Source organism: Glutamicibacter nicotianae (assembly GCF_016907615.1).
In the GTDB taxonomy this organism is placed as follows: domain Bacteria; phylum Actinomycetota; class Actinomycetes; order Actinomycetales; family Micrococcaceae; genus Glutamicibacter; species Glutamicibacter nicotianae.
Window position 1 is genome coordinate 1,139,703 of record NZ_JAFBCH010000001.1, and the last position, 20,025, is coordinate 1,159,727.

The window sequence follows — 20,025 nt, forward strand, 5'->3', positions numbered from 1 at the left end:
CATGGACCGCGCAGTAACCCACGATCCGCTGGTGATGGTGGCCCGCCGGGCTGCCGCCGCCGGCGCTGAAGTACTTGGCCGCCGCGACGAATCGCAGTTCAACCTCACCGACAAGTCGGCGGCAGGGGACTGGGTCACCGACTTCGACCGGGCTGCCGAGGAAGCGATTCGCGATGCCATTGTGACCTCCCGGCCCAACGACGAGTTGACCGGCGAAGAATATCCCAGCGCCAAGCCGGCGCATCCCAGCGGTCTGCGCTGGAGCATTGACCCGCTGGATGGCACCACGAACTTCGTGCGCAACATTGCCTATTATTGCTCGTCGGTGGGCGTCTGCCAGCGCAATGATGATGGCAGCGAGACCTGGGTGGCCGCGGCCATCGTTGCCCCTGCCTTGCAGGTGGAGTACTTTGCCGGGAAGGGATTGGGCGCATGGAAGCATGATCTGCGTTCCGGAAAGCTCACCCAGCTGACCGGACCCGATGAATCGGAAACCAGGATCCTGGCCACCGGCTTCGGCTATGATTCCGAGCGCCGGCAGTTCCAAGCCCAGATGCTCGGGACGATGCTTGAGGACTATGTGAATGTGCGCCGGCTCGGCTCGGCTGCGCTGGATTTGTGCCTCGTGGCCGAGGGGTCTTTGGACGCCTACGCCGAATACGGCACCCAGGAGTATGACTGGGCTGCCGGCGCGCTGATTGCCGAGGAAGCAGGATGCGAAGTTGGCCGGCCCAGCAGCAATCCTGGCTGGCAGTACGCCGGATTGGTGGACCCGGCAAAGCTCGCGGAGCCTGGCGCCTAAAGCAGCACGGCTGCCATCCACTCATGCGCATAGTGGATGGCAATGCCCACGGCGACACCGCCGCACACCTGTGTGGCGGTGTGCTGGAAACTGCGGATGCGGGCCCAGGACAGCACCGCAATGAAGAGCACCACCAGCGGCATCAGCTCGTTCAGCTGCCCGGCCACCTGCAGGATCACGTAGGTGCCCACGGCCAGGTGCACCGAGACCTTCCACCAAATATTGATCACGGCGACGACTGCCAATCCCAGCAGGATGCTGAGCACTTCGAGGTACATCCGCGTCCCGGCGTCCATGAGCCGCAGCACGAGCAGGCCGCAGAGGATCAATCCGGCGGTATAGGCGTAGATCCAATGCCGCTGATGCCTTACGGTCACGTGCATGTCGGTGACCTTGCCACGCAGTTTCGCGCCGGCCAGGATCAGCCACGGAATAATCGTGGTGAACAGGGCTGCGGTGACCGACTCGCTCCAGCGCACCGAAGCATCCCGCCATGGAGTGGCCAGCAGCAGCACGGTAGCCAAGATGATAGGGGAGAGCAGGCGGGAAACCACCAGAGCGAATTTCCGCACTGCGGTCGGGGCGCTGGCTTGCGAGGTCTGCTGCATTCGGGTCATTGGCCTTCATCTGGGTAGCGGGTTGCTGACGACTATGCGACTAGTCCACTGTACAAGCAGTTCCGGTGCTCCCATTCTGCCGGGTCAGCTTTGCTCCGCGACCAGGTAGTCGTTGCGGATCCGGATGAGCCTGGGAAGGTACCAGCCGAGGACGAGCCGTTCGGCCAGCCATCCCAAGGGGCCAAACGGAGCACTGAAGCGGATCTTGTCGATCATCAACGTCCCGTGGTCCAATGCATGGAATTCATGGACATGGCGGAAGGACTTGAACGGTCCGTGCAGCTGCTGGTCGGTGAAGCTGCGCGGGGCGTCCACGGCGGAAATCGTGGAGGTCATCCGGATGGGAATGCCAAAGTGCTTGGCCCGCCAGGTAACTTGCTCGCCTAGGCCAATAGTTCCGCTGGTCACCCCAGCCACTGCCTGCTCCTGCGAATCGGCCATCGAGCCGGTATGCGCGTCGATGCTCAACGATTTTTCGAAGAGCTCAGCAGGGCTGAGGTTGGCTTGAGTAACACATTCAAAGTAGACGGCCATGGCTAAAGTATGCCACTGGCATGGGTGTTTTAGCGGACGGTGAGGTCCAGAACGGTCAATTCCTCAGCAGCATCATCATAGTAGTCACGTAGCTTCAGACCCTGTGCCGCAGCCTCGTCAACGACTACCACTGCATCCTGATGCAGCTGCAGGACAGGTGCCGGGCAAGAAGCTGAGACCGGGCCTTCCACGGCAGCGGCGATGGCTTCCGCCTTGCCTGCACCCACGGACACCAGGACCAGTCGGCCTGCATCCAGGATCGTGCCGAGACCCTGGGTGACGCAGTGGGTTGGGACATGATCAATGCCGTCGAAAAAGCGCGCATTGTCTTCACGGGTGTTCGCGGCCAGGCGCTTGATCCGGGTGCGGCTGCGCAGCGCGCTGCCTGGTTCGTTGAAGCCCAGATGCCCGTTGGATCCGATGCCAAGGATCTGCACATCGATGCCTCCGGCCTGTGCGATGGAGGCATCGTACGCGCGGGCCGCCGCCTCAATGGCTTCCACCGAGGAAGCCATGCCCTGCGGAACATGCAATGAGTCCGCCGGCAAGCCGATGACGTTGCAGACTTCGTTGATCAGGGTCTGTCGGTAGGACTGTTCATGGGTGTCGGGGATCCCGATGTATTCATCGAGGGCGAATCCCTGCGCACGGCTGAAATCGGCGCGACCTTCCTGAACTGCGAGGGACAATTCACGATACAGTCCCAGCGGGGAGGAGCCCGTGGCCAGCCCTAGAACCGGGTCAGAGCCGGCGCTATGGTGAGTCAGTCCGTCCAACACGTTGTCGGCCGCGATCTTGGCAACTTCTTCAGGGATGAACCAATGAGTACTCGCATGGTGTGGACTCTCCGATCTTGGTGTTGATGATTAGTGGAATGGCAGATCCAAATGAGCGCAACGGAGCCGCTAGGCGATCCCTAGTTCGTGGAACCGCACGTTCACGGCGCAACCCCGGAGCACTCGATGCTCTGGATCTTTGCTGAGTGAAAGACTGAAGTTTTCGGCACGAGCCGTAGGCGAGCGCAGGGCCAGCGCTTCGCGCAACGCTTGTGCGAGGGGCTCGTCTACGATGTCTGGGGGGCCGGTGAAAATGACATTTCGAATGTCCAGTATTGAAAGAAGCGGAGCCACTGCGCCAGCTAGATAGGCCGCGACCCGCTGGTTCAATTGCCCTTTCTCTTCCCCTTCGGCCAAGGACTTCCAAATTGCAGGAATGGATGCATAGGCTTCCAGGCAGCCGATTTCTCCGCAACTGCATAACGCCCTATCCTCTGCGCGCTGGCGGACATGTCCCAGCTCACCGGCGGCAAAATCCGTGCCGCGCACCAGGGTATTGTGGGTGATCACGCCGCACCCCACACCGCGCCCTAGGCGCAGCAAGACCATGTGGTCGCTGCCTTGGCCAAACGTATGCTCGGAGAGTATGGCGCAGTCGGCGTCATTGAGGATATGGGTGTTGATACCTGTAGCCTGTTCGACTGTGGCGCCCAAGTCGAAACCGCGCCAATCGAACTTTTCGGTAGCGACGACAACTCCCCTATCAGCCACTACCCCGGGGGAACCGATGCCGATACCGAGCACCGGTGCGTCGCATTGCCCTAACGCCGTGTCGATCAGTTCAAGGAGCTGGGCTACCGCTGCTTCCCGAGTTGCTCCGCGTTTCGGGGAGGAAAAGCTCTGGAGAATGGCACCATCCAGATCCATGATCGCCGCTCGGAACGGGACAATGCCGGATAAATCCACGCCGATGATCCTGAGTCCGGGACGATTCAAATCGACGAGGGTTGGGGGTTTTCCGGGGCGTTTGCCTTCTTGCTGTCCGGTCTCGATCACGTGGGAACGGTTGATCAATTCGGCGACTAGTTCCGAGACGGTGACACGTGTCAGACCGGTTGCGCGTGCCAGATCGGCACGGCTCAGTGCACCTTGGTCTGAAAGTGTTTGCAGAACCAGCGACAGGTTGTGCTCCCTTCCATGGGACGGCAAGATGGCGCTGCCGTGGGACAGCACATTCCAGTCCTTGCGTGGGGAGGTCACAGGGTTAGTTAACTCTATTAACAAACTTTTGGACAAGTTTGCTCCGTGGACATTGCATGGCAAGAGTCTTTTAGGCCAATTGCTGCAGATCGGAGATTCGTCGGCGGCAAGAGTTTGCAACGATGCATTGTTTCCGCAGCGTCTGGTCAACTGCGGAAAATCTCCAGAAGCCGTGGCACACTTGGAAGATCATGACTGACGAGCAAACTTTTTCATACTGCAGTGGCGATCTGTCGATTGAACTAGCCAAGCCGGCCGATTACCAGCGGGTGGGGGAGCTGACCGCAGAGTCCTACTTCGCCGCTGGGCATTTCAGCAGCCCGCAGAACGAATATCTGAACTTTGTCCGCAAGGTTGCCGAGCGGGCAACGCAGACCGAAATCTATGTGGTCCGCCGAGCCGGTGAAATTGTAGGTTCCATGACTTTGATCCGCGCGGGCAGCGACTATGCGGATATCGCCCGGGAAGACGAGCTGGAAATCCGCATGCTCAGTGTTTATCCGGCCGCTCAGCGTGGTGGTGTCGGACGGGCCATGGTGCTGGCCGCGATTGAACGTGCCCGGCTTATTCCGGGAATCACCGCCGTCTCCTTGACCACCGGCAGCACCTGGGCTTCCGCCCGGGGTTTGTACGAATCCCTCGGATTCGCCCACCATCCAGAACGCGACTGGGTGGTGCCGAACACTGACATCAAATTGGTGGTCTACGCCTACCGACTGCAGTCCTGACGAATTCCTCCACGCCCCAGCTGAACTGTCCATGACATAGGCAGACACGCATTGTGGTCTGCCAAAGCGCATGAATAGAATGGCGCCATGAGTGCTGTTCGCCGAAGTGTCACCGCCCTGTCCGTCGCCGCTCTCGCCCTCGGGACGCTGAGCGCCTGCAGCGCCGGCGCACCTGACCCGGCACCATCAGCCGATGCGCTGGTGGCCGCCATGAACAGCGGCGATTTCGCCGGCGTGCAATTTGCCGGCACCAGCCCGCAGGACGCGGCGAAGGCCCAGGAAACAGCCTTTGGCACTATGGGCGAAATCAAGCACACGAGCACCGTCAGCTCGGTAGCAGAGGACGAAGAGGAACAAGACGGAGTCAAGACGGCCACCGCGAACATCACCACGGTGTGGGATGTCGACGCATCGGACAAGGACCTGAGCTATGACACCCGGGCCGTCTGGGAATACGACAAGGAAGCCGAGGCCTGGAAGCTGCGCTTCGACCCGTCAATCCTCGCCCCGGGATTCGAAAGCGGCGACTACCTCAGGGCGGTATTCGAGCCGGCAGCACGAGGAAACATCACCAATGCAGAAGGCGAGAGCATTGTCGCTGACCGGCCGGTGATCCGCGTCGGCATGGACAAGACCCACACCGGCAAGGAGAACTGGGAAAGCTCAGCGAAAAAGCTGGCCAAGCTGGTGGATATCGATGAGGACGCGTTTGCGAAACGCGTGATGGCCGCAGGCGATAAGGCATGGGTGGAAGCCATCGTCTTGCGCGATGACGCAACCCGTGAGGTTACCGACGAAGAAATCAAAGCCATCCCTGGGGCAAACTTCCAGAACGATGAGCTGCCATTGGCACCCACCCGTTCCTTCGCCCGTCCGCTGCTGGGCAGCGTAGGCAAGGCCACCGCGGAAATCATCAAGAAGTCCGAGGGCAAGGTCAAAGCCGGCGACCAGGTAGGCCGATCGGGACTGCAGGCCGCCTACAACGACACCCTCTCGGGAACCGCCGGAGTCACGGTGTCGCAATACGATGCTGAGCATGAAGCGCTAGCGGAACTGTTCTCCAACGCCCCGGTGCCAGGTGAGGATCTGAAGACCACCCTTGATACCGGCCTGCAGCAAGCCGCGGATGAACTGCTGGAAGATGCCGAATCGAACTCGGCCATCGTGGTTATCCGGCCCTCGGACGGCAGCGTCCTGGCTGCATCTTCCGGCCCGGTATCCTCCGGCTTGAACACCGCCCTGCAAGCGTCCTATGCGCCAGGCTCCTCCTTCAAGGTCATCAGCGCCCTGGCCATGCTGCGTGAAGGAGCCACCCCGGGCACCGAGGTCAAATGCCCGGCAACCACGGTGGTGGACGGAAAGAGCTTCAAGAACTACGACGGCTACCCGGCCTCCGCGGTAGGCACCATCCCGCTCTCCGAGGCGATTGCCCAATCCTGCAACACGGTCTTCGTGAACCAGGGGCAGGAGATCAGCGGCAAGAAGCTGGCCGAGGCCGCAACCTCGCTCGGCTTGCTGGCCGAGGACGGCACCGGTACCGGCGCCGTGTTCGGTTCGGTGCCCGAGGATTCGACAGGCACCACCCAAGCCGCGAACATGATTGGCCAGGGCGTGGTGGAAGCCTCGCCGCTGGGCATGGCCACCGTGGTGGCATCCATCCAAGCCAAATCCACCGTGCAGCCCAAGCTGGTGCTCTCGCCAGAACCCGAGACGCCGGCCAAGCCGGCCTCCACGCTCACCGAAAAGGAAGCCGAGCAGCTGTCCGCGATGATGGCAGAGGTCGTGGACCATGGAACCCTGAAGGATTTGAAGGGGACAGGCAGCGGCAAGATCATCGGCAAGAGCGGCACCGCAGAATACGACAGCGAGAAGAACGCGCATGCCTGGGCCATCGCCGCACAAGGCGATCTGGCCATTGCCGCATTCGTCGAGGACGGGGACGGCGGTGCCCAATCGGCCGGACCCCTGGTGAAGTCCATGCTCCAGGAAGCTGCCAAGTAGCTGTACGTGGTGCCGTTCAGCCTTGCTGGGCGAAATATTCGTCGGAGAGCAGGCTCAGCAGCACCTGGTCGTGGAATGCCCCGTCATGGAAGTACACCTCGCGTTGGCGTCCTTCCTGGATGTACCCGGCGTTCTCATAGGCCTTGATGGCCCGCTGGTTGAAGGCGGCAACGCACAGGCTGATCCGGTGCAGCCCCAGCTCGCGGAAACCGTAGCCGGACATCAGCTTCGTGGCGCGGGTGCCGAAGCCCTGGCCGACAAAGTCCGGGCCAATCATCACTGCCAGCTCGGCCGCGCGATGCGGCAGCTGCCCGCCATGCAGCGAGATGTGGCCGATGAAGCTTCCGGTGCCGCGCTCGAAGATGCTGAAACCGGCATCGCCGCTATTCGGCTCGTTGCGGCTCCACTGGGCGAACATGTCCATGAGCCCAGTCTCGGGGCGCGGCTTGATGATCCGCTGCTGCAGCACCGCCCAAGCCGGGTCATTCCACCACCGGGCCATGGCCGCGAAGTCCTCCGGCTCGGACTCGCGCAGTTCAACGGCGGCATCGCGCAGCAGGCGCTCGCCGTACTGCTGCACCCGCTGGAGATCATTCCACGGCTCATCGGTGTGCATGGATCCATCGTAGGAGCTTTTGCCCGGACCAAGAACCATTGCGCCAACACTTGTGCCTAATACCAGCTGTTGACAGACTATGCTCATGGGAATCGTCTACAACACCACCATGTCTCCAACGAAGACCGAGCTGGTGACCGCCTGGCTGGCCAAGCAGGAGTTCTACACCGGCCAGGGCGCCCCGAAACTTGAGAACATCGGCGGGTTCCGCCTCGAAGATCCGCAGGGCGAGGTCGGCATCGAGCTGAGCTTCTACGCCGACCACGCCGACACCTCCGACGTGGTCTACCACGTTCCATTGACCTATCGCGATGCCCCTATCGAAGGCGCGGAGCAGCACCTGCTGGGCACCAGCGAGCACGCGATCCTGGGCCTGCGCTACGTCTACGATGCCGCCGGTGATCCCGTCTTCATCGCCCAGGCCCGCGAGCTGCTGGCCGGGAACTCGGTGCCGCAGCACCGCACCGAATCCTTCACCGACGATCCGCGGATCCGCGTCCACGGGCAGACCGCCGGCAAGCAGGCGGAGATCATCCGCAAGCCGGTGGCCGGCGAACCGGCCGAAGCAGGGGTGATCGGGTTGTGGGAGAACGCCCTCGGGCAGGATCTGAGCGGTTTGGTATTGCGCACAGCATAATGAATGCCCCGGAATAATGCCTCGGGCCCGGCGCGCAAGGGATAGACTTGTCTATGAAACCCAACCGCCATTCTAGGGAGATACATGTCTGCCATCAGCCGTGAGGACGTTGTGCATCTGGCACACCTTGCCCACATCGAGATGAGCGACGCAGAGCTGGACAAAATGACCGGTGAACTCGACGCTATCGTCGGTGCCATCGCGTCCGTCAGCGAAGTCGCCGCCTCCGACGTCCCAGCCACCAGCCACCCGATCCCGCTGACCAACGTGTTGCGCGAAGATACGGTGGGGCAGACGCTGAGCATCGAGGAAGTTCTGCTCAACGCGCCTGATTCGGACTCGGACCGCTTCAAGGTCCCGGCAATTCTGGATGGTGAATAATCCCAGTGAATGAACTGATCAAGCTTTCCGCCACCGAGCTGGCAGCCAAGCTGCGCGCCGGCGAGGTCACCTCCGTCGACGCCGTGCAGGCCCACCTGGACCGCATCGCCGAAGTCGACGGCGCCCTGAACGCCTTCCTGCACGTGAACGCCGAAGAGGCGCTCGCCGTGGCCGCCGAGGTGGACGCGATCCGCGCCGCCGGCGGTGCCGACGCCGAAGCCCTGCACCCGCTGGCCGGCGTGCCGATCGCCATCAAGGACCTGATCGTCACCAAGGGCCAGCCCACCACCGCGGCATCGAAGATGCTCGAGGGCTGGATGAGCCCGTACGACGCGACCGTGATCGAGAAGATCCGTGCCGCCAAGCTGCCGATGCTGGGCAAGACCAACCTGGACGAGTTCGCCATGGGTTCCTCCACCGAGCACTCCGCCTACGGCGTGACCCGCAACCCGTGGGACCTGAACCGCATTCCGGGCGGTTCCGGCGGCGGCTCGGCCGCAGCCGTGGCCTCCTTCGAGGCACCGCTGGCCCTGGGCACCGACACCGGCGGCTCCATCCGCCAGCCAGGCGCCGTCACCGGCACCGTCGGCGTGAAGCCGACCTACGGTGCTGTCTCGCGCTACGGCGCGATCGCCATGGCCTCTTCGCTGGACCAAATCGGCCCGGTCTCCCGTACCGTGCTGGACTCGGCCTACCTGCAGGAACTGATCGGCGGGCACGACCCGAAGGATTCCACCTCGCTGCCGAACGCCCTTGAAGGCCTGGTGGCCGCCGCTGAATCCGGCGCCGCAGGGGACCTGAACGGCCTGCGCATCGGTGTCATCAAGGAATTGCAGGGAGAGGGCTACCAAGATGGCGTGCAGGCACGCTTCGACGAGTCCCTGGAACTGCTCAAGGCAGCCGGCGCTCAAATTGTCGAGGTTTCCTGCCCTAACCTGAAGTACGCGCTGGGCGCCTACTACCTGATCATGCCGTCGGAGGTCTCCTCCAACCTGGCCAAGTTCGACGGGGTGCGCTACGGAAAGCGCGTGCTGCCGGAAGACGGCCCGATGACCATCGAGCGCGTCATGGGCGCCACCCGCGCCGCAGGCTTCGGCGACGAAGTCAAGCGCCGCATCATCCTGGGCACCTACGCACTGTCCGCCGGCTACTACGACGCCTACTACGGCTCGGCGCAGAAGGTCCGCACGCTGATCCAGCGCGACTTCGACGCCGCCTTCGAGCAGGCTGACGTGCTGGTCTCGCCGACCGCGCCGACCGTGGCTTTCGAGCTGGGCGCGAACGAGAACGACCCGCTGGCCATGTACCTCAACGACGTGGCCACCATCCCGGCCAACCTCGCCGGCGTCCCGGGCATCACCGTGCCTGGCGGCCTGTCCGAGAACCTGCCGGTGGGCATCCAGTTCCTGGCTCCGGCCTACGAGGACGCCCGCTTGTACCGTGCAGGCGCGGCGCTGGAAGCGCTGCTCGAAAAGCAGTGGGGCCACTCGCTGATCTCGCAGGCACCAGCCATTGACACCGCTTCGATCGCGCAGGAGGCCTAGGCACCATGAGCAACTACACCGATGAACTGGTCGACTTCGATACGGCACTGGACCGCTACGACCCGGTCCTGGGCTTCGAGGTCCACGTCGAGCTGAACACCAAGACCAAGATGTTCTCCGACGCGCCCAACGCCTTCGGCGACGAGCCGAACACCAACGTCACCCCGGTGGACCTGGGCTTGCCCGGCGTGCTGCCAGTGGTCAACAAGACCGCTGTGGAGTACTCCATCCTGATCGGCCTGGCACTGAACTGCCAGATTGCCGAGAAGTGCGGCTTCGCCCGGAAGAACTACTTCTACCCGGACACCCCGAAGAACTTCCAGACCTCCCAGTACGATGACCCGATCGCCCACGATGGCTGGCTGGACATCGAGCTGGAGGACGGCGAGGTCTTCCGCGTGGAGATCGAGCGCGCCCACATGGAGGAGGACGCCGGCAAGCTGACCCACATGGGCGGCGCCGCAGGCCGCATCCAGGGCGCCGACTACTCGCTGGTGGACTACAACCGCGCCGGCGTGCCGCTGGTGGAAATCGTCACCAAGCCGATCGTGGGCGCCGGCAAGCGCGCCCCGGAGCTGGCCCGCGCCTATGTGGCTGCGATCCGCGAGATCGTGAAGAACCTGGGCGTCTCGGATGCGAAGATGGAACGCGGCAACGTGCGCTGCGACGCCAACGTGTCGCTGATGCCAAAGGACGCGGACAAGTTCGGCACCCGTACCGAGACCAAGAACGTGAACTCCCTGCGCGCCGTGGAGCATGCAGTGCGTTTCGAGATCGAGCGCCACGCTGCAGTGCTGGATTCCGGGGCCAAGATTGTCCAGGAAACCCGCCACTGGCATGAGGACACCCGCTCCACCACCTCGGGTCGCCCGAAGTCGGACGCGGATGACTACCGCTACTTCCCGGAGCCTGACCTGGTGCCGATCGTCACCACCGCGCAGTGGGTCGAAGAGCTGCGCTCCCGCCTGCCGGAACCTCCAGCCGAGCGCCGCAAGCGACTGAAGGCCGAGTGGGGCTACGCGGACAAGGAATTCCGCGACGTGGTCAACGCCGGCGTGCTCGACGAGATCGAAGCCACCGTGGCTGCCGGCGCATCGGCTGCCGTGGCCCGCAAGTGGTGGATGGGCGAGATCGCCCGCCTGGCCAAGGCCGCGGAGAAGGACATCGCCGATCTGGGCGTGAGCGCTTCGACCATCGTGGAGCTGAACTCGCTGATCGAAGCGAAGAAGATCAATGACAAGATCGCCCGCCAGGTGCTTGAATTCGTCATCGCCGGCGAAGGCACCCCGAGCGAAATCGTCGAGAAGCGCAGCTTGGCTGTGGTGAATGACGACGACGCACTGGGCAAGGCTGTGGATGACGCCATGGCCGCCATGCCTGATGTGGTCGAGAAGATCAAGGGCGGCAAGATGCAGGCCATCGGTGCGCTGATGGGCCCTGTCATGAAGGCCACCCGCGGACAGGCCGATGCCGGCCGCGTTCGCGAGATCGTGATGGAGAAGCTGGGCCTGTAAGGTCCGCATTCTTGCAGCGGCGGCCCGTATTCCCGGTGGGGAGTACGGGCCGCCGCTGTCTCGTTTGGGCTTCTTCGTCATCGGCTCCCTGCATGCACTGCATCGAAGCCGGGAGAAGGGCCGGCAACACGGCACTGCCGGGAAGCCGAGTGCTGGTTATCAAGCCGAATGCGGCTTGGCGGCAGCACGCGGATGGATTCGGAGAGGTCGACCCCGGACTCCTGGTTCGCTAGAGTATGCGTAAGCATATGCACAGGCCCGCCCGGGATGGGTCGGGTGCATTGAGCTGACCGAGGCTGAAGGAATCGCAATGATCGAAATCAAACGGGTTGATGCACTGGCCGGATTTCAGCCTTCGGACATTGCCGCGGTGCTCGTCGGCGGTTTTGCAGAGGACTTCGCCTACTTTTCCAAGGATCAGGAAACTTTGGCGCGGGCGTTTGCCCACATGATCATCCCGGAACGTTTTTATGTGGCGCTGGTGGACGGGGTTCCCGCCGCCATCGCGAGCCTCACCGAAGCCGATCAGGAGTGCTTCACGCCGGATCGGGGTGAATTCCAGCGCCATCTCGGGACGTGGCACGGGCTGATCAGTTATTTCATCGTCCGCACGCAGTTCCTGGGAGCTTTCAAGGGGGCTCGGCCGGGACTGGCGGAAATCGGATTCGTGACTACCGCACCCCAATACCAAGGCCGTGGGGTGGCCACGGAGTTGATGAAGCACCTGCTGGCCCTGCCGTTCGATGAATTCGTGCTCCGCGATATCAAGGACACCAATGTCGCTGCGTTGTCGCTGTACCGCAAGCTCGGTTTCAGCGAGTCGGATTCGCGACCGGTCAGGTTCGCGAAACGTGCTGGCTTTTCGCGCTACGTTTCTATGAACAGGAAAGCCGCATAGTCATCCCTGTGCCGCTCCGGGTCCCCTGGTATCGAGCAATACGAAGTTGCCACGGTGGTCGGCTGAAGGCAACGCCGTTTTGGATAGACTTGGGCCATGAATATCTCGTTCACGCCCTTGGGTCCTGAAGACAGCGATGGCATTGTCGCATTTCTGCTCGGCAACAAGTTCCCCTTCCATGTCCGTCGAGACTGGACGCAGACGGAGCTGCGGGCACTGGTTGATGGCGGAAGATATTGGAACAGCGAGAGCCAAGGTTTCTGGATCATGGGCAATGGCGATTGCCTGGGCATGGTTGTTCTTGAAGATCTGGAAGACGACACCCCGATGTTCGACCTCCGCCTTGCGGAGGCTTATCGGGGGCAAGGATTGGGTACGCAGATACTGAAGGAACTGTGCACCAAGGTCTTCAATGAGAACCCGGAGACTGTGCGCTTCGAAGGGCAAACCAGGGAAGACAACATTGCGATGCGCAAGGTGTTCCTGAAGTCCGGCTTCCTCAAGGAAGCCCACTACCGGATGGGCTGGCCAGCTGAAGACGGCTTACGGTTGGCTTCGGTCGCCTACGCCATTCTCCGCCAGGACTGGCAGTCAGGAGAAACGACCGCCTTCGACTGGAACGATGTGTAAATCTGAGTTCCCAGGGTTTGAAGAAGCGGGGAGGCCCAGCACGTCCCGGGTGATTTCCAGATGCCCCAAGTGCTGGCAGAGCTCCTCGAATACGTGCAGCAGGACGCCCTCGCAGGTGCCCATCCAGTATTCACTCTCGCGGCCCGGAGGGGTGGCAGCCGGAGGCAGGTGCATCCGGGTGTGGGAAAGATCCGCGATGAATGCCGTTCTGGTTGCGTCAGCCAACTTCAACGCGTCCTGCTTCTCCATCTGCGCGCTGAATTCGGCATCCCTGTCGCGGGGAATGGCAACGCCCAGGTTCACCGTTGAAGACCAGCGCCGCATCATTCCGCAACAGTGCACCAGGATCTGAACAGGGGAGTTGCTGGCCTGGGCCGGAAGCATGAAGTTGACCAACTCATCGGGAATGCCATTAACGGTATCGACAAGCTGGTCGAATTTCTCAAGCAGAAGCTCAACTAGGACTCGCTGGCCAGGCACCGATGAATTCATGTCCTGATTCTAGTTCAGGCTCTCCGGAGTCTCTGTCGAGCTTCAAATTCGGTAGGAGCTGTCGAGCAGCCAATCACTTCATCAGGAAATCAACGCACTTCTGCGCAATCTTGCTAGGAGGCGTGCTTCCCGGCATGAGGAGCCTCCAACGTGCTTTCCGGGACGTGCATGGTTTCCTTGGAGCGGAAGTGCCCAATCAAGGCCAGCACCATGCGGCCCAGTGCCCACGCGCCGAGCGTCCACCACTGCTGGGCGGTGGAGGCCTCGGGGAAGTAGCTGAGTGATCGAATGAGAGAGCTTGAAGCACCTGGAACCATGTGCTGCCCGATCGCACCCCATGGTGCCGCCAGGAATTGCCACGGCATGGTTGCCCCCGACAGCGGATTGCTGACGAACATCGTCTCCACGGCACCAAGTCCGATGCCCGACCGGCCGAGCAGCGGGGTTCAGCCAACGATAAAGGACTGGACTGGACGCTGGATGTTGGCCACCGCGTCCAGAACGATCTCGCCAGCAGCGAGCGTGAATTGCCTTATTCGCATGACCGGATCGAGGCTGTGGCGCTGCTGCCAGACAGTTTCAGCATTGCCTGCCTCCCAGCCTCACTCACCCTGGGCATCTGACCAGTTGCATGGACCCCTTCTCTCCGAAAACCTGCGAGGATTAGAATGTTGTCTTTCCACCAGTGTTCTGATTGCAGTCGATTCGCGCTTGACTGTGCGCCATTTCGGGCAGCGTGGCTAGCAGTGCAAGGTTGAGGTCTACGAATGAGGGCGATTACGATTGAGAGATGAACCTGCCACCGGCTAAGAAGACAGCCATGCCCGATGCTGAAGTGTCCATTGATCTGGCAATGGTGCGCGAGTTGATTGCGGTACAAGCTCCGCATTGGGCCCATGAAGAAATCAATTACTTGGCTACCGGTTGGGATAACGAAGTCTATCGACTCGGAGATACCTTGCTGATTCGCTTGCCCCGCCGACAGCTGGGGGAGGACATCGGAGTCAAGGAACGGCGCTGGCTTCCACAACTCGCGCAAGACTCCGGGGTGGACATCGACCTGGCGATCTTTGAAGGGCAACCTACTTCCAGCTACCCCTTTACCTTTTCGATCTGCCCGTACGTTCCGGGTATAAGTGCAGCTCGGCTCAATCGAAAGGAACGCGATGAATACGCGCAGGAGTTCTCTGGTTTACTGAAGGCTCTCCATCAACCCGCAAACTCGAAGGAGCCACGGAGCGATTTCCGAGGCTGCGCATTGTCCCAAGTTGATGAGCGGACTCGAGAGCAAATCTCGACATTGGATCTGCCACTGCAGAACGCAGCATTGGAACTTTGGCAGGAAGCGCTGGATGCGGAGGTGTACGGGGGCAGCCCAGTGTGGCTGCACGGAGATCCGCATCCATCCAACACTGTTGTAGACGGCGAAGCGCCATCCCTGACCGTTTCTCTGATTGACTACGGTGACTTATGCGTCGGCGACCCAGCATCAGATCTAGGCATGTGCTGGATGCATTTCAGTTCCGCCGGCATCGGCCAAGCCTTCGAGGCATACGGCATCGCAGTGGGCAGCCCAACGTGGAGGCGAGCGCGAGGCTGGGGTCTGCGCTACGCCATGATGACCGCAAATCTAGGCGCCGACGATCTTCTGGGCATAGTTGGGCGGGAGACCCTGAACTCACTCTTGGGTAGTTCCGTGTAGGCGCACTCCAGATCCGACCTGTCTCAGTCCGTCAGCTGAGTTCCAAATGACCTTAGGAATCCTGATCGGTCGTTTTGACGATAGAACGATTTCAACGTCAATCGTAGGATTCATAATCGAAGGTCTTCGGTAACGTCGCAGGAGTGTTTCCTTAGACTTGATCCATGGAGACCAGCAAGCGCCAAAAGTACGTTGATTACTTGGTGGGTGAACACGGGTATGACGCCCGGGTAACACCATGGGGTATCTATATTGAATACCCCAATTTCGACGACAACGGCACGGCCGTCGTGAATTGGCGGGTTACGGAACACGAACTTGCTGGTTTGAACGGCATTCGAATGCCGAGAGGGTTTACCGGTGGCCAACAGTACGCATTTTCGGAATTGACAGCAGCTCTTCATGCATTCACTGGTTCACGCGGGACCATGCACGGGGCAAGTATGAGAATAGAAATAGATAACTGACAACGGCTACAGAGCCAAGCCTCGGCAGACCTGATTTTCCGTCCTGATTCGTAACAAAATTCGGCACGTTTCCCTTGCAGCTGGCGAGCATCGACCGGTAAGATCAGCCAAGCCTTGACCAGTTATCAAGAACGTGATTTTGAGCCGAGTCCTCGATTCCGTTCGCGTGGTTGAGCTGGCGCTCGTGCCGCAGCAACGACTTCGCTCGAGAACCGTGGGGCTGGGTTGAAGTCATGCCCGGGTCTGGGAGTCATGAGCTCAATTAATTCTGGGTGAGAAGTCCTGGCAACTGAGCCATGTCCGTGAACACGGCGGTGGCCCCCGCGGCTAAGAGCTTTTCCCTGGTGCTGCTGATAGGTCCGCCTGGGCAGTAGCCGAAGACCGTAGCTCCGGCCGCGACGCCTGCAGTTACGCCGGTGACAGTGTCCTCGATGACCGCTGCCTGGCTCGGATCGATTCCCAAGCCAGCAGCCGCTGCCAGATAGACATCCGGAGCAGGTTTGCTCTGCGCGCACTCCATTCCGCTGTAAACATGCTCGCCGAAGAATGGTGCCATCTTCGTCAGGGACAACTGCATCTCGACTTTTCCGCGGTCAGCGCCCGTAGCGCATGCAACTCTGCCGTTGTAGCTGGCAGAGATGTGCTTCACCGCATCCAGGGCACCAGATATGGCCTGTAAGCCTTCACGTAGGGCAATATCTCGACGCTGCCTGAAGCCAGCGATCCACTGCTCATCAATTCGTACACCCGTATTCACAAAGATGGGTTCCCACTGGTCTTTCAGGGCCTTGCCGATGAAGATGCTGATGCATTCTTCTTGGCTGATGTTCCATCCCAACTCAATGAGCATTTCGCGGAGCACTGCGTTAGTGATGGATTCGGAATCGACCAACACGCCATCGCAATCGAACAGGGCGGCGGAGAATTTTGGACGCGACAAGGACATGGCTGGCTCTTCCTTCAAATGTGCGATTCGCTAGACTGCGGAGAATTCGTGAAGAATGCGGGCCAGCGGAGCCAGCTCAGGCTGTTCTTCGGCCTGTTTCAGTACGCGTTCCAACGTGGCATCGTGAATGGGCTTGGCTTTTTGATACAGCTCGTGGCCTGCGGGGGTCAGCTCGGTATAGATTCCACGACGGTCATCGGCGCACAGAACTCGCGAAAGCAGGTTGCGGTCTTCGAGCCGGGTGACCAAGCGCGTGGTTGCACTCGGGCTCAAGGCGGTGGCGCGGGCGAGCTGAGCCATGCGCATATGCCACCCATCCTGCCGATTCAAGGCGTCCAATAATGTGTACTCGACCACAGAAAGGCCTACCTGGGCAGTCAGATCCTTTTCCAGTGCGGCATCGATTAATCCGTGCAATGACGCCAAAGTGCGCCATCCGCGAGCACGGATTTCGACAGCATCATCTGCGATTCCCATGGTTCCTCCAAGAAATACTTGCTTGCGCCGGTTAGTTGCGTGTGCAACGATTGTGTTCATCGCGCAATAACAAGCGTGTGCAACTAATTTATCTAGTCTATCAGGAGTAACGCTATGCCGCTCGGTCTTATTGCGTTGGCCATCGGTGCCTTCGGCATCGGGCTTACCGAATTTGTCATCATGGGCTTGTTGCCGGATGTGGCGGCCGACTTCGGCGTCAGCGAGGCCGCAGCTGGCTGGCTCATTTCCGGATACGCATTGAGCGTGGTGGTCGGCGCGCTCGGCCTGACCGCAGCCACCGTCCGCTGGCCGCGCAAGCAGGTGCTCGTCGGTTTGCTGGTGCTTTTCATCATCGGCAACTCGCTTACCGCGATGGCCGCAACGTACGAAGTGGCCATGATCGGCCGCGTCATCGCCGCCCTGTGCCACGGTGCCTTCTTCGGTATCGGCGCGGTCGTGGCAGCCGAGCTGGTCCCGGCCCACAAGAAGGCTGGCGCCATTGCCATCATGTTCACCGGGCTGACCGCGGCCAACGTACTGGGTGTTCCCTTTGGTACCCTGCTGGGGCAGCATTCCGGCTGGCGCTCGACTTTCTGGGCCATCTCCGGCATTGGCATTATCGCGCTGATCGGCATCCTCGTGCTGGTGCCAGTCATCAAGCACGCGGCCGAAGGCATCTCGCTGCGCAAAGAACTCGGGGCCTTCACTTCGCTGCAGGTCTGGCTGTCCCTAGGTGTCACGGTCCTTGGCTACGGTGGCATGTTCGGCGCCTTCACCTACATCGCCTACACCCTGACCGAGGTCACCGGATTCAACGAGACCAGCGTTCCATGGCTGCTGATGCTCTTCGGCGTGGGTCTGTTCGTCGGCAACTGGATCGGTGGCCGCATGGCTGACAGGAGCGTCGACCGCACTCTGCTCATCTTCATCTCGGCACTGCTGGTGGTCCTTGTCCTCTTCGGATTCTTCGCAAGCAACCAGATCGCCACCGTTATCGCTTTGCTGCTGATGGGCGGCTTCGGGTTCGGAACCGTTCCCGGTCTACAAAGCCGCATCATGCAGTACGCCGGCAATGCACCGACCCTGGCATCCGGCGCCAATATCGGTGCATTCAATGTCGGCAATGCGCTGGGCGCATGGGCTGGCGGCCTGGGTATTGCGGCAGGCTTGGGCTACACCTCGCCGATCTGGATCGGCGCACTGATCACCCTCGTCGCACTGGTCGTTATTCTCCTGGCCATGGGCTTGGCCAAGAAGTCTTCGGCAGCATCACCCCAGCTGGTTACAGCCGGCTAATCCACAGTTTTGTTCAGTCCCCAACCAATTTCTAGGAGTTAGATATGACTACCGCAATCCCAACCGTCACCCTGAACAATGGCGTTGAAATGCCCCAGGTAGGTTTTGGAGTCTTCCAGGTTCCCAACGAAGAGACCACTGTCGCAGTGAGTTCAGCGCTCAAGGCCGGCTACCGCAGCATCGATACCGCCGCGATCTACGGCAATGAGGAAGGCGTGGGCGCTGCACTGGCCCAGTCCGGTATTGCCCGCGAAGACCTGTTCATCACCTCCAAGATCTGGATCGCAGACATGGGATACGAGCAGACGCTGGACGCCTTTGATGCAAGTCTTGAGCGCTTGGGCCTGGACTACCTGGACCTGTACTTGATTCACTGGCCAGCCCCGGAAAAGAATCTCTACGTTGAGACGTGGAAGGCGCTGGAGAAGCTGTATGCAGAGAAGAAGATCCGCGCCATCGGGGTTTCCAACTTCCAGCCCGAGCACCTGGAGCAGCTGGTCGCCGAAGGAACCATCGTTCCGGCCGTGAACCAGGTGGAACTCCACCCAGCTTTGCAGAACGGCGAAGTCGTTGCAGCTAACGCGCAGCACGGTATCGTCACCGAAGCATGGAGCCCGCTGGCTCAGGGTGCAATGCTCAGCGATGAAACCATCGTGGGCATCGCTCAGGTACATGAGGTGTCCGCGGCTCAGATCATCCTGCGCTGGCATCTGCAGCAGGGCCGGGTGATCATCCCGAAGTCTGTGACTGAATCACGCATCATCGCCAACTTGGACCTGTTCGGCTTCGAATTGACCAGCGGCGAACTGGCAAGCATTGATGCCCTTGATCGCGATGGACGCACCGGCCCAAACCCGGACACCTTCAACGGCTAACTCGATGACAACAACCACGATGCTGCCTGTGCCCTCAACCGGCCACGGGCAGTATCTCTGGCTTGGATAGGGTGGATCATGGGTTCTCACTCGAAAGAGAACGGTAAATATTCGTTGCGTTGACATCAAGAATCTTGCCGATATGTGCATAGTTCTTTACTTCCTCGCGCAGCTGCCGCGTCGTGGCGGTGCGGTCTTCATCCATGACGTGCGGCCGCCCACGACTTTCTCTGGGCGCGCGTGCGCTAAGCCTCGGTGGGTGTTCTCCCGGATCATAGAAACGCATAGCTGCGCCATAGCCGCCATGTTGCCCGCAGTGGCTTCGCCCATCGGCGTAGATATGTCCACGTCTAGGAATGGCTCGGTAAGACTTTTGATCCGCACACCGCGCACCCCCAGCTCGCGGATAATCTCAATGGCCATTCGCTCTTCGCCCGCCTCACGATCCAAGGCGCGGATGACCAGCGTGTCCCTCGGCTTCAATTGTGCCTTGCGTGCAATCCATTGCGGCTGCACAGCATCCCGGTACGATTCCCCACGGTCGACATATATCTGATTGGCCCCGGACGCGCGCAGCTCAGCCGTCTTCGACTCCGGGTTTTGCTCGCGAGTACCCAACGACTGCGATATCAAAAACGGTACACAGCCTGGTTGTGCAACGTTCAAGTTTTGAAAGACGTTTGTGAATCGAGTAGGTGGGGGGTGTCTCACCCTGTCAGTTTCCGAAGTCCTCAGGGCATCTGTCCATCGTCCTCGGCACTGAACCGATCCGCCCGGAAGGGGAATCTTTACCGAGCTTGCATTCGTTGTTCAGCTTTCATGCGCAGATCGG

The 20,025-nt window shown here is 60.8% G+C and carries 24 protein-coding genes; 13 read left to right on the forward strand and 11 right to left on the reverse strand.

Going from position 1 to position 20,025, the window contains the following annotated elements; genetic code table 11:
• Position 1: 1 nt before the first annotated feature.
• Positions 2 to 802, forward strand: a complete 801-nt coding sequence (locus tag JOE62_RS05555; RefSeq protein WP_204721008.1) for an inositol monophosphatase family protein — start codon at positions 2 to 4, stop codon at positions 800 to 802.
• Here JOE62_RS05555 and JOE62_RS05560 read toward each other — a convergent pair.
• The 4 genes from JOE62_RS05560 to JOE62_RS05575 all read right to left on the reverse strand — a co-directional run bounded on the left by JOE62_RS05560 (position 799) and on the right by JOE62_RS05575 (position 4,109).
• Positions 799 to 1,419 (reverse strand): hypothetical protein, encoded by a 621-nt coding sequence (locus tag JOE62_RS05560; protein WP_204721010.1) that lies wholly within the window; start codon positions 1,417 to 1,419, stop codon positions 799 to 801. The two genes, JOE62_RS05555 and JOE62_RS05560, sit on opposite strands and share 4 nt — an antisense overlap.
• Positions 1,420 to 1,503: 84 nt before the next feature.
• A complete protein-coding gene (locus JOE62_RS05565; RefSeq protein WP_204721012.1) occupies positions 1,504 to 1,953 on the reverse strand; it encodes an SRPBCC family protein in 450 nt (149 codons plus the stop codon).
• A 29-nt stretch (positions 1,954 to 1,982) separates the two neighbouring features.
• Positions 1,983 to 2,768 (reverse strand): glucosamine-6-phosphate deaminase, encoded by a 786-nt coding sequence (locus tag JOE62_RS05570; RefSeq protein WP_204723220.1) that lies wholly within the window; start codon positions 2,766 to 2,768, stop codon positions 1,983 to 1,985.
• 90 nt (positions 2,769 to 2,858) lie between these two features.
• Positions 2,859 to 4,109: an ROK family transcriptional regulator gene (locus tag JOE62_RS05575; RefSeq protein WP_204721014.1), complete on the reverse strand. Its 1,251-nt coding sequence runs from the start codon at positions 4,107 to 4,109 to the stop codon at positions 2,859 to 2,861.
• Positions 4,110 to 4,180: 71 nt separating this feature from the next.
• Here JOE62_RS05575 and JOE62_RS05580 point away from each other — a divergent pair, with 71 nt between their 5' ends.
• Positions 4,181 to 4,717, forward strand: coding sequence for a GNAT family N-acetyltransferase (locus tag JOE62_RS05580; RefSeq protein WP_204721016.1), 537 nt, complete (start codon positions 4,181 to 4,183; stop codon positions 4,715 to 4,717).
• Between the two features lie 87 nt (positions 4,718 to 4,804).
• Positions 4,805 to 6,718: a penicillin-binding transpeptidase domain-containing protein gene (locus tag JOE62_RS05585; protein ID WP_204721018.1), complete on the forward strand. Its 1,914-nt coding sequence runs from the start codon at positions 4,805 to 4,807 to the stop codon at positions 6,716 to 6,718.
• Between the two features lie 16 nt (positions 6,719 to 6,734).
• Here the strand turns inward: JOE62_RS05585 and JOE62_RS05590 are convergent, their stop codons facing one another.
• Complete coding sequence (locus JOE62_RS05590; RefSeq protein WP_204721020.1) at positions 6,735 to 7,334, reverse strand: GNAT family N-acetyltransferase; 600 nt, start codon at positions 7,332 to 7,334, stop codon at positions 6,735 to 6,737.
• Between the two features lie 85 nt (positions 7,335 to 7,419).
• On the opposite strand from JOE62_RS05590, the gene JOE62_RS05595 reads away from it, so the two are divergent.
• From JOE62_RS05595 to JOE62_RS05620, 6 genes are all read left to right on the forward strand, one after another.
• On the forward strand, positions 7,420 to 7,971 hold the full coding sequence (locus JOE62_RS05595) for a maltokinase N-terminal cap-like domain-containing protein (protein WP_204721022.1): 552 nt from the start codon (positions 7,420 to 7,422) through the stop codon (positions 7,969 to 7,971).
• 84 nt (positions 7,972 to 8,055) lie between these two features.
• Positions 8,056 to 8,352, forward strand: a complete 297-nt coding sequence (gene gatC / locus JOE62_RS05600) for an Asp-tRNA(Asn)/Glu-tRNA(Gln) amidotransferase subunit GatC (protein ID WP_038989805.1) — start codon at positions 8,056 to 8,058, stop codon at positions 8,350 to 8,352.
• Positions 8,353 to 8,357: 5 nt separating this feature from the next.
• Complete coding sequence (gene gatA, locus JOE62_RS05605; protein WP_420842172.1) at positions 8,358 to 9,896, forward strand: Asp-tRNA(Asn)/Glu-tRNA(Gln) amidotransferase subunit GatA; 1,539 nt, start codon at positions 8,358 to 8,360, stop codon at positions 9,894 to 9,896.
• A 5-nt stretch (positions 9,897 to 9,901) separates the two neighbouring features.
• Positions 9,902 to 11,410, forward strand: coding sequence for an Asp-tRNA(Asn)/Glu-tRNA(Gln) amidotransferase subunit GatB (gene gatB / locus JOE62_RS05610; protein ID WP_204721024.1), 1,509 nt, complete (start codon positions 9,902 to 9,904; stop codon positions 11,408 to 11,410).
• Positions 11,411 to 11,720: 310 nt separating this feature from the next.
• On the forward strand, positions 11,721 to 12,308 hold the full coding sequence (locus JOE62_RS05615; protein WP_204721025.1) for a GNAT family N-acetyltransferase: 588 nt from the start codon (positions 11,721 to 11,723) through the stop codon (positions 12,306 to 12,308).
• Between the two features lie 96 nt (positions 12,309 to 12,404).
• Positions 12,405 to 12,938: a GNAT family N-acetyltransferase gene (locus JOE62_RS05620; protein ID WP_204721028.1), complete on the forward strand. Its 534-nt coding sequence runs from the start codon at positions 12,405 to 12,407 to the stop codon at positions 12,936 to 12,938.
• On the opposite strand, the gene JOE62_RS05625 is transcribed toward JOE62_RS05620, so the two are convergent.
• Together JOE62_RS05625 and JOE62_RS05630 are read right to left on the reverse strand one after the other, a co-directional pair.
• On the reverse strand, positions 12,900 to 13,430 hold the full coding sequence (locus JOE62_RS05625) for a mycothiol transferase (RefSeq protein ID WP_204721030.1): 531 nt from the start codon (positions 13,428 to 13,430) through the stop codon (positions 12,900 to 12,902). The genes JOE62_RS05620 and JOE62_RS05625 overlap by 39 nt on opposite strands.
• 113 nt (positions 13,431 to 13,543) lie before the next feature.
• Positions 13,544 to 13,837, reverse strand: coding sequence for a hypothetical protein (locus JOE62_RS05630; RefSeq protein ID WP_204721032.1), 294 nt, complete (start codon positions 13,835 to 13,837; stop codon positions 13,544 to 13,546).
• Between the two features lie 383 nt (positions 13,838 to 14,220).
• On the opposite strand from JOE62_RS05630, the gene JOE62_RS05635 reads away from it, so the two are divergent.
• A complete protein-coding gene (locus JOE62_RS05635) occupies positions 14,221 to 15,132 on the forward strand; it encodes an aminoglycoside phosphotransferase family protein (protein WP_204721034.1) in 912 nt (303 codons plus the stop codon).
• Between the two features lie 164 nt (positions 15,133 to 15,296).
• Positions 15,297 to 15,599 carry a hypothetical protein gene (locus JOE62_RS05640; RefSeq protein ID WP_073706688.1) on the forward strand — a complete coding sequence of 101 codons (303 nt, stop codon included), beginning with the start codon at positions 15,297 to 15,299 and terminating at the stop codon, positions 15,597 to 15,599.
• 262 nt (positions 15,600 to 15,861) lie between these two features.
• Here the strand turns inward: JOE62_RS05640 and JOE62_RS05645 are convergent, their stop codons facing one another.
• Both JOE62_RS05645 and JOE62_RS05650 read right to left on the reverse strand, forming a co-directional pair.
• The gene (locus JOE62_RS05645) at positions 15,862 to 16,545 is read right to left on the reverse strand and encodes an HAD family hydrolase (RefSeq protein ID WP_204721036.1); all 684 of its coding nucleotides are present in this window, start codon (positions 16,543 to 16,545) and stop codon (positions 15,862 to 15,864) included.
• A 30-nt stretch (positions 16,546 to 16,575) separates the two neighbouring features.
• A complete protein-coding gene (locus tag JOE62_RS05650) occupies positions 16,576 to 17,022 on the reverse strand; it encodes a MarR family winged helix-turn-helix transcriptional regulator (protein WP_038989796.1) in 447 nt (148 codons plus the stop codon).
• A 114-nt stretch (positions 17,023 to 17,136) separates the two neighbouring features.
• Here JOE62_RS05650 and JOE62_RS05655 point away from each other — a divergent pair, with 114 nt between their 5' ends.
• Both JOE62_RS05655 and JOE62_RS05660 read left to right on the forward strand, forming a co-directional pair.
• On the forward strand, positions 17,137 to 18,318 hold the full coding sequence (locus JOE62_RS05655) for an MFS transporter (RefSeq protein WP_204721038.1): 1,182 nt from the start codon (positions 17,137 to 17,139) through the stop codon (positions 18,316 to 18,318).
• Positions 18,319 to 18,362: 44 nt separating this feature from the next.
• Positions 18,363 to 19,193: an aldo/keto reductase gene (locus tag JOE62_RS05660; protein ID WP_204721040.1), complete on the forward strand. Its 831-nt coding sequence runs from the start codon at positions 18,363 to 18,365 to the stop codon at positions 19,191 to 19,193.
• A gap of 76 nt (positions 19,194 to 19,269) precedes the next feature.
• Here the strand turns inward: JOE62_RS05660 and JOE62_RS16485 are convergent, their stop codons facing one another.
• A complete protein-coding gene (locus JOE62_RS16485) occupies positions 19,270 to 19,398 on the reverse strand; it encodes a hypothetical protein (protein WP_275588080.1) in 129 nt (42 codons plus the stop codon).
• Positions 19,350 to 19,904, reverse strand: a complete 555-nt coding sequence (locus JOE62_RS05665) for a recombinase family protein (protein WP_338085752.1) — start codon at positions 19,902 to 19,904, stop codon at positions 19,350 to 19,352. The genes JOE62_RS16485 and JOE62_RS05665 overlap by 49 nt, the downstream gene beginning before the upstream one ends.
• Between the last annotated feature and the right edge of the window lie 121 nt (positions 19,905 to 20,025).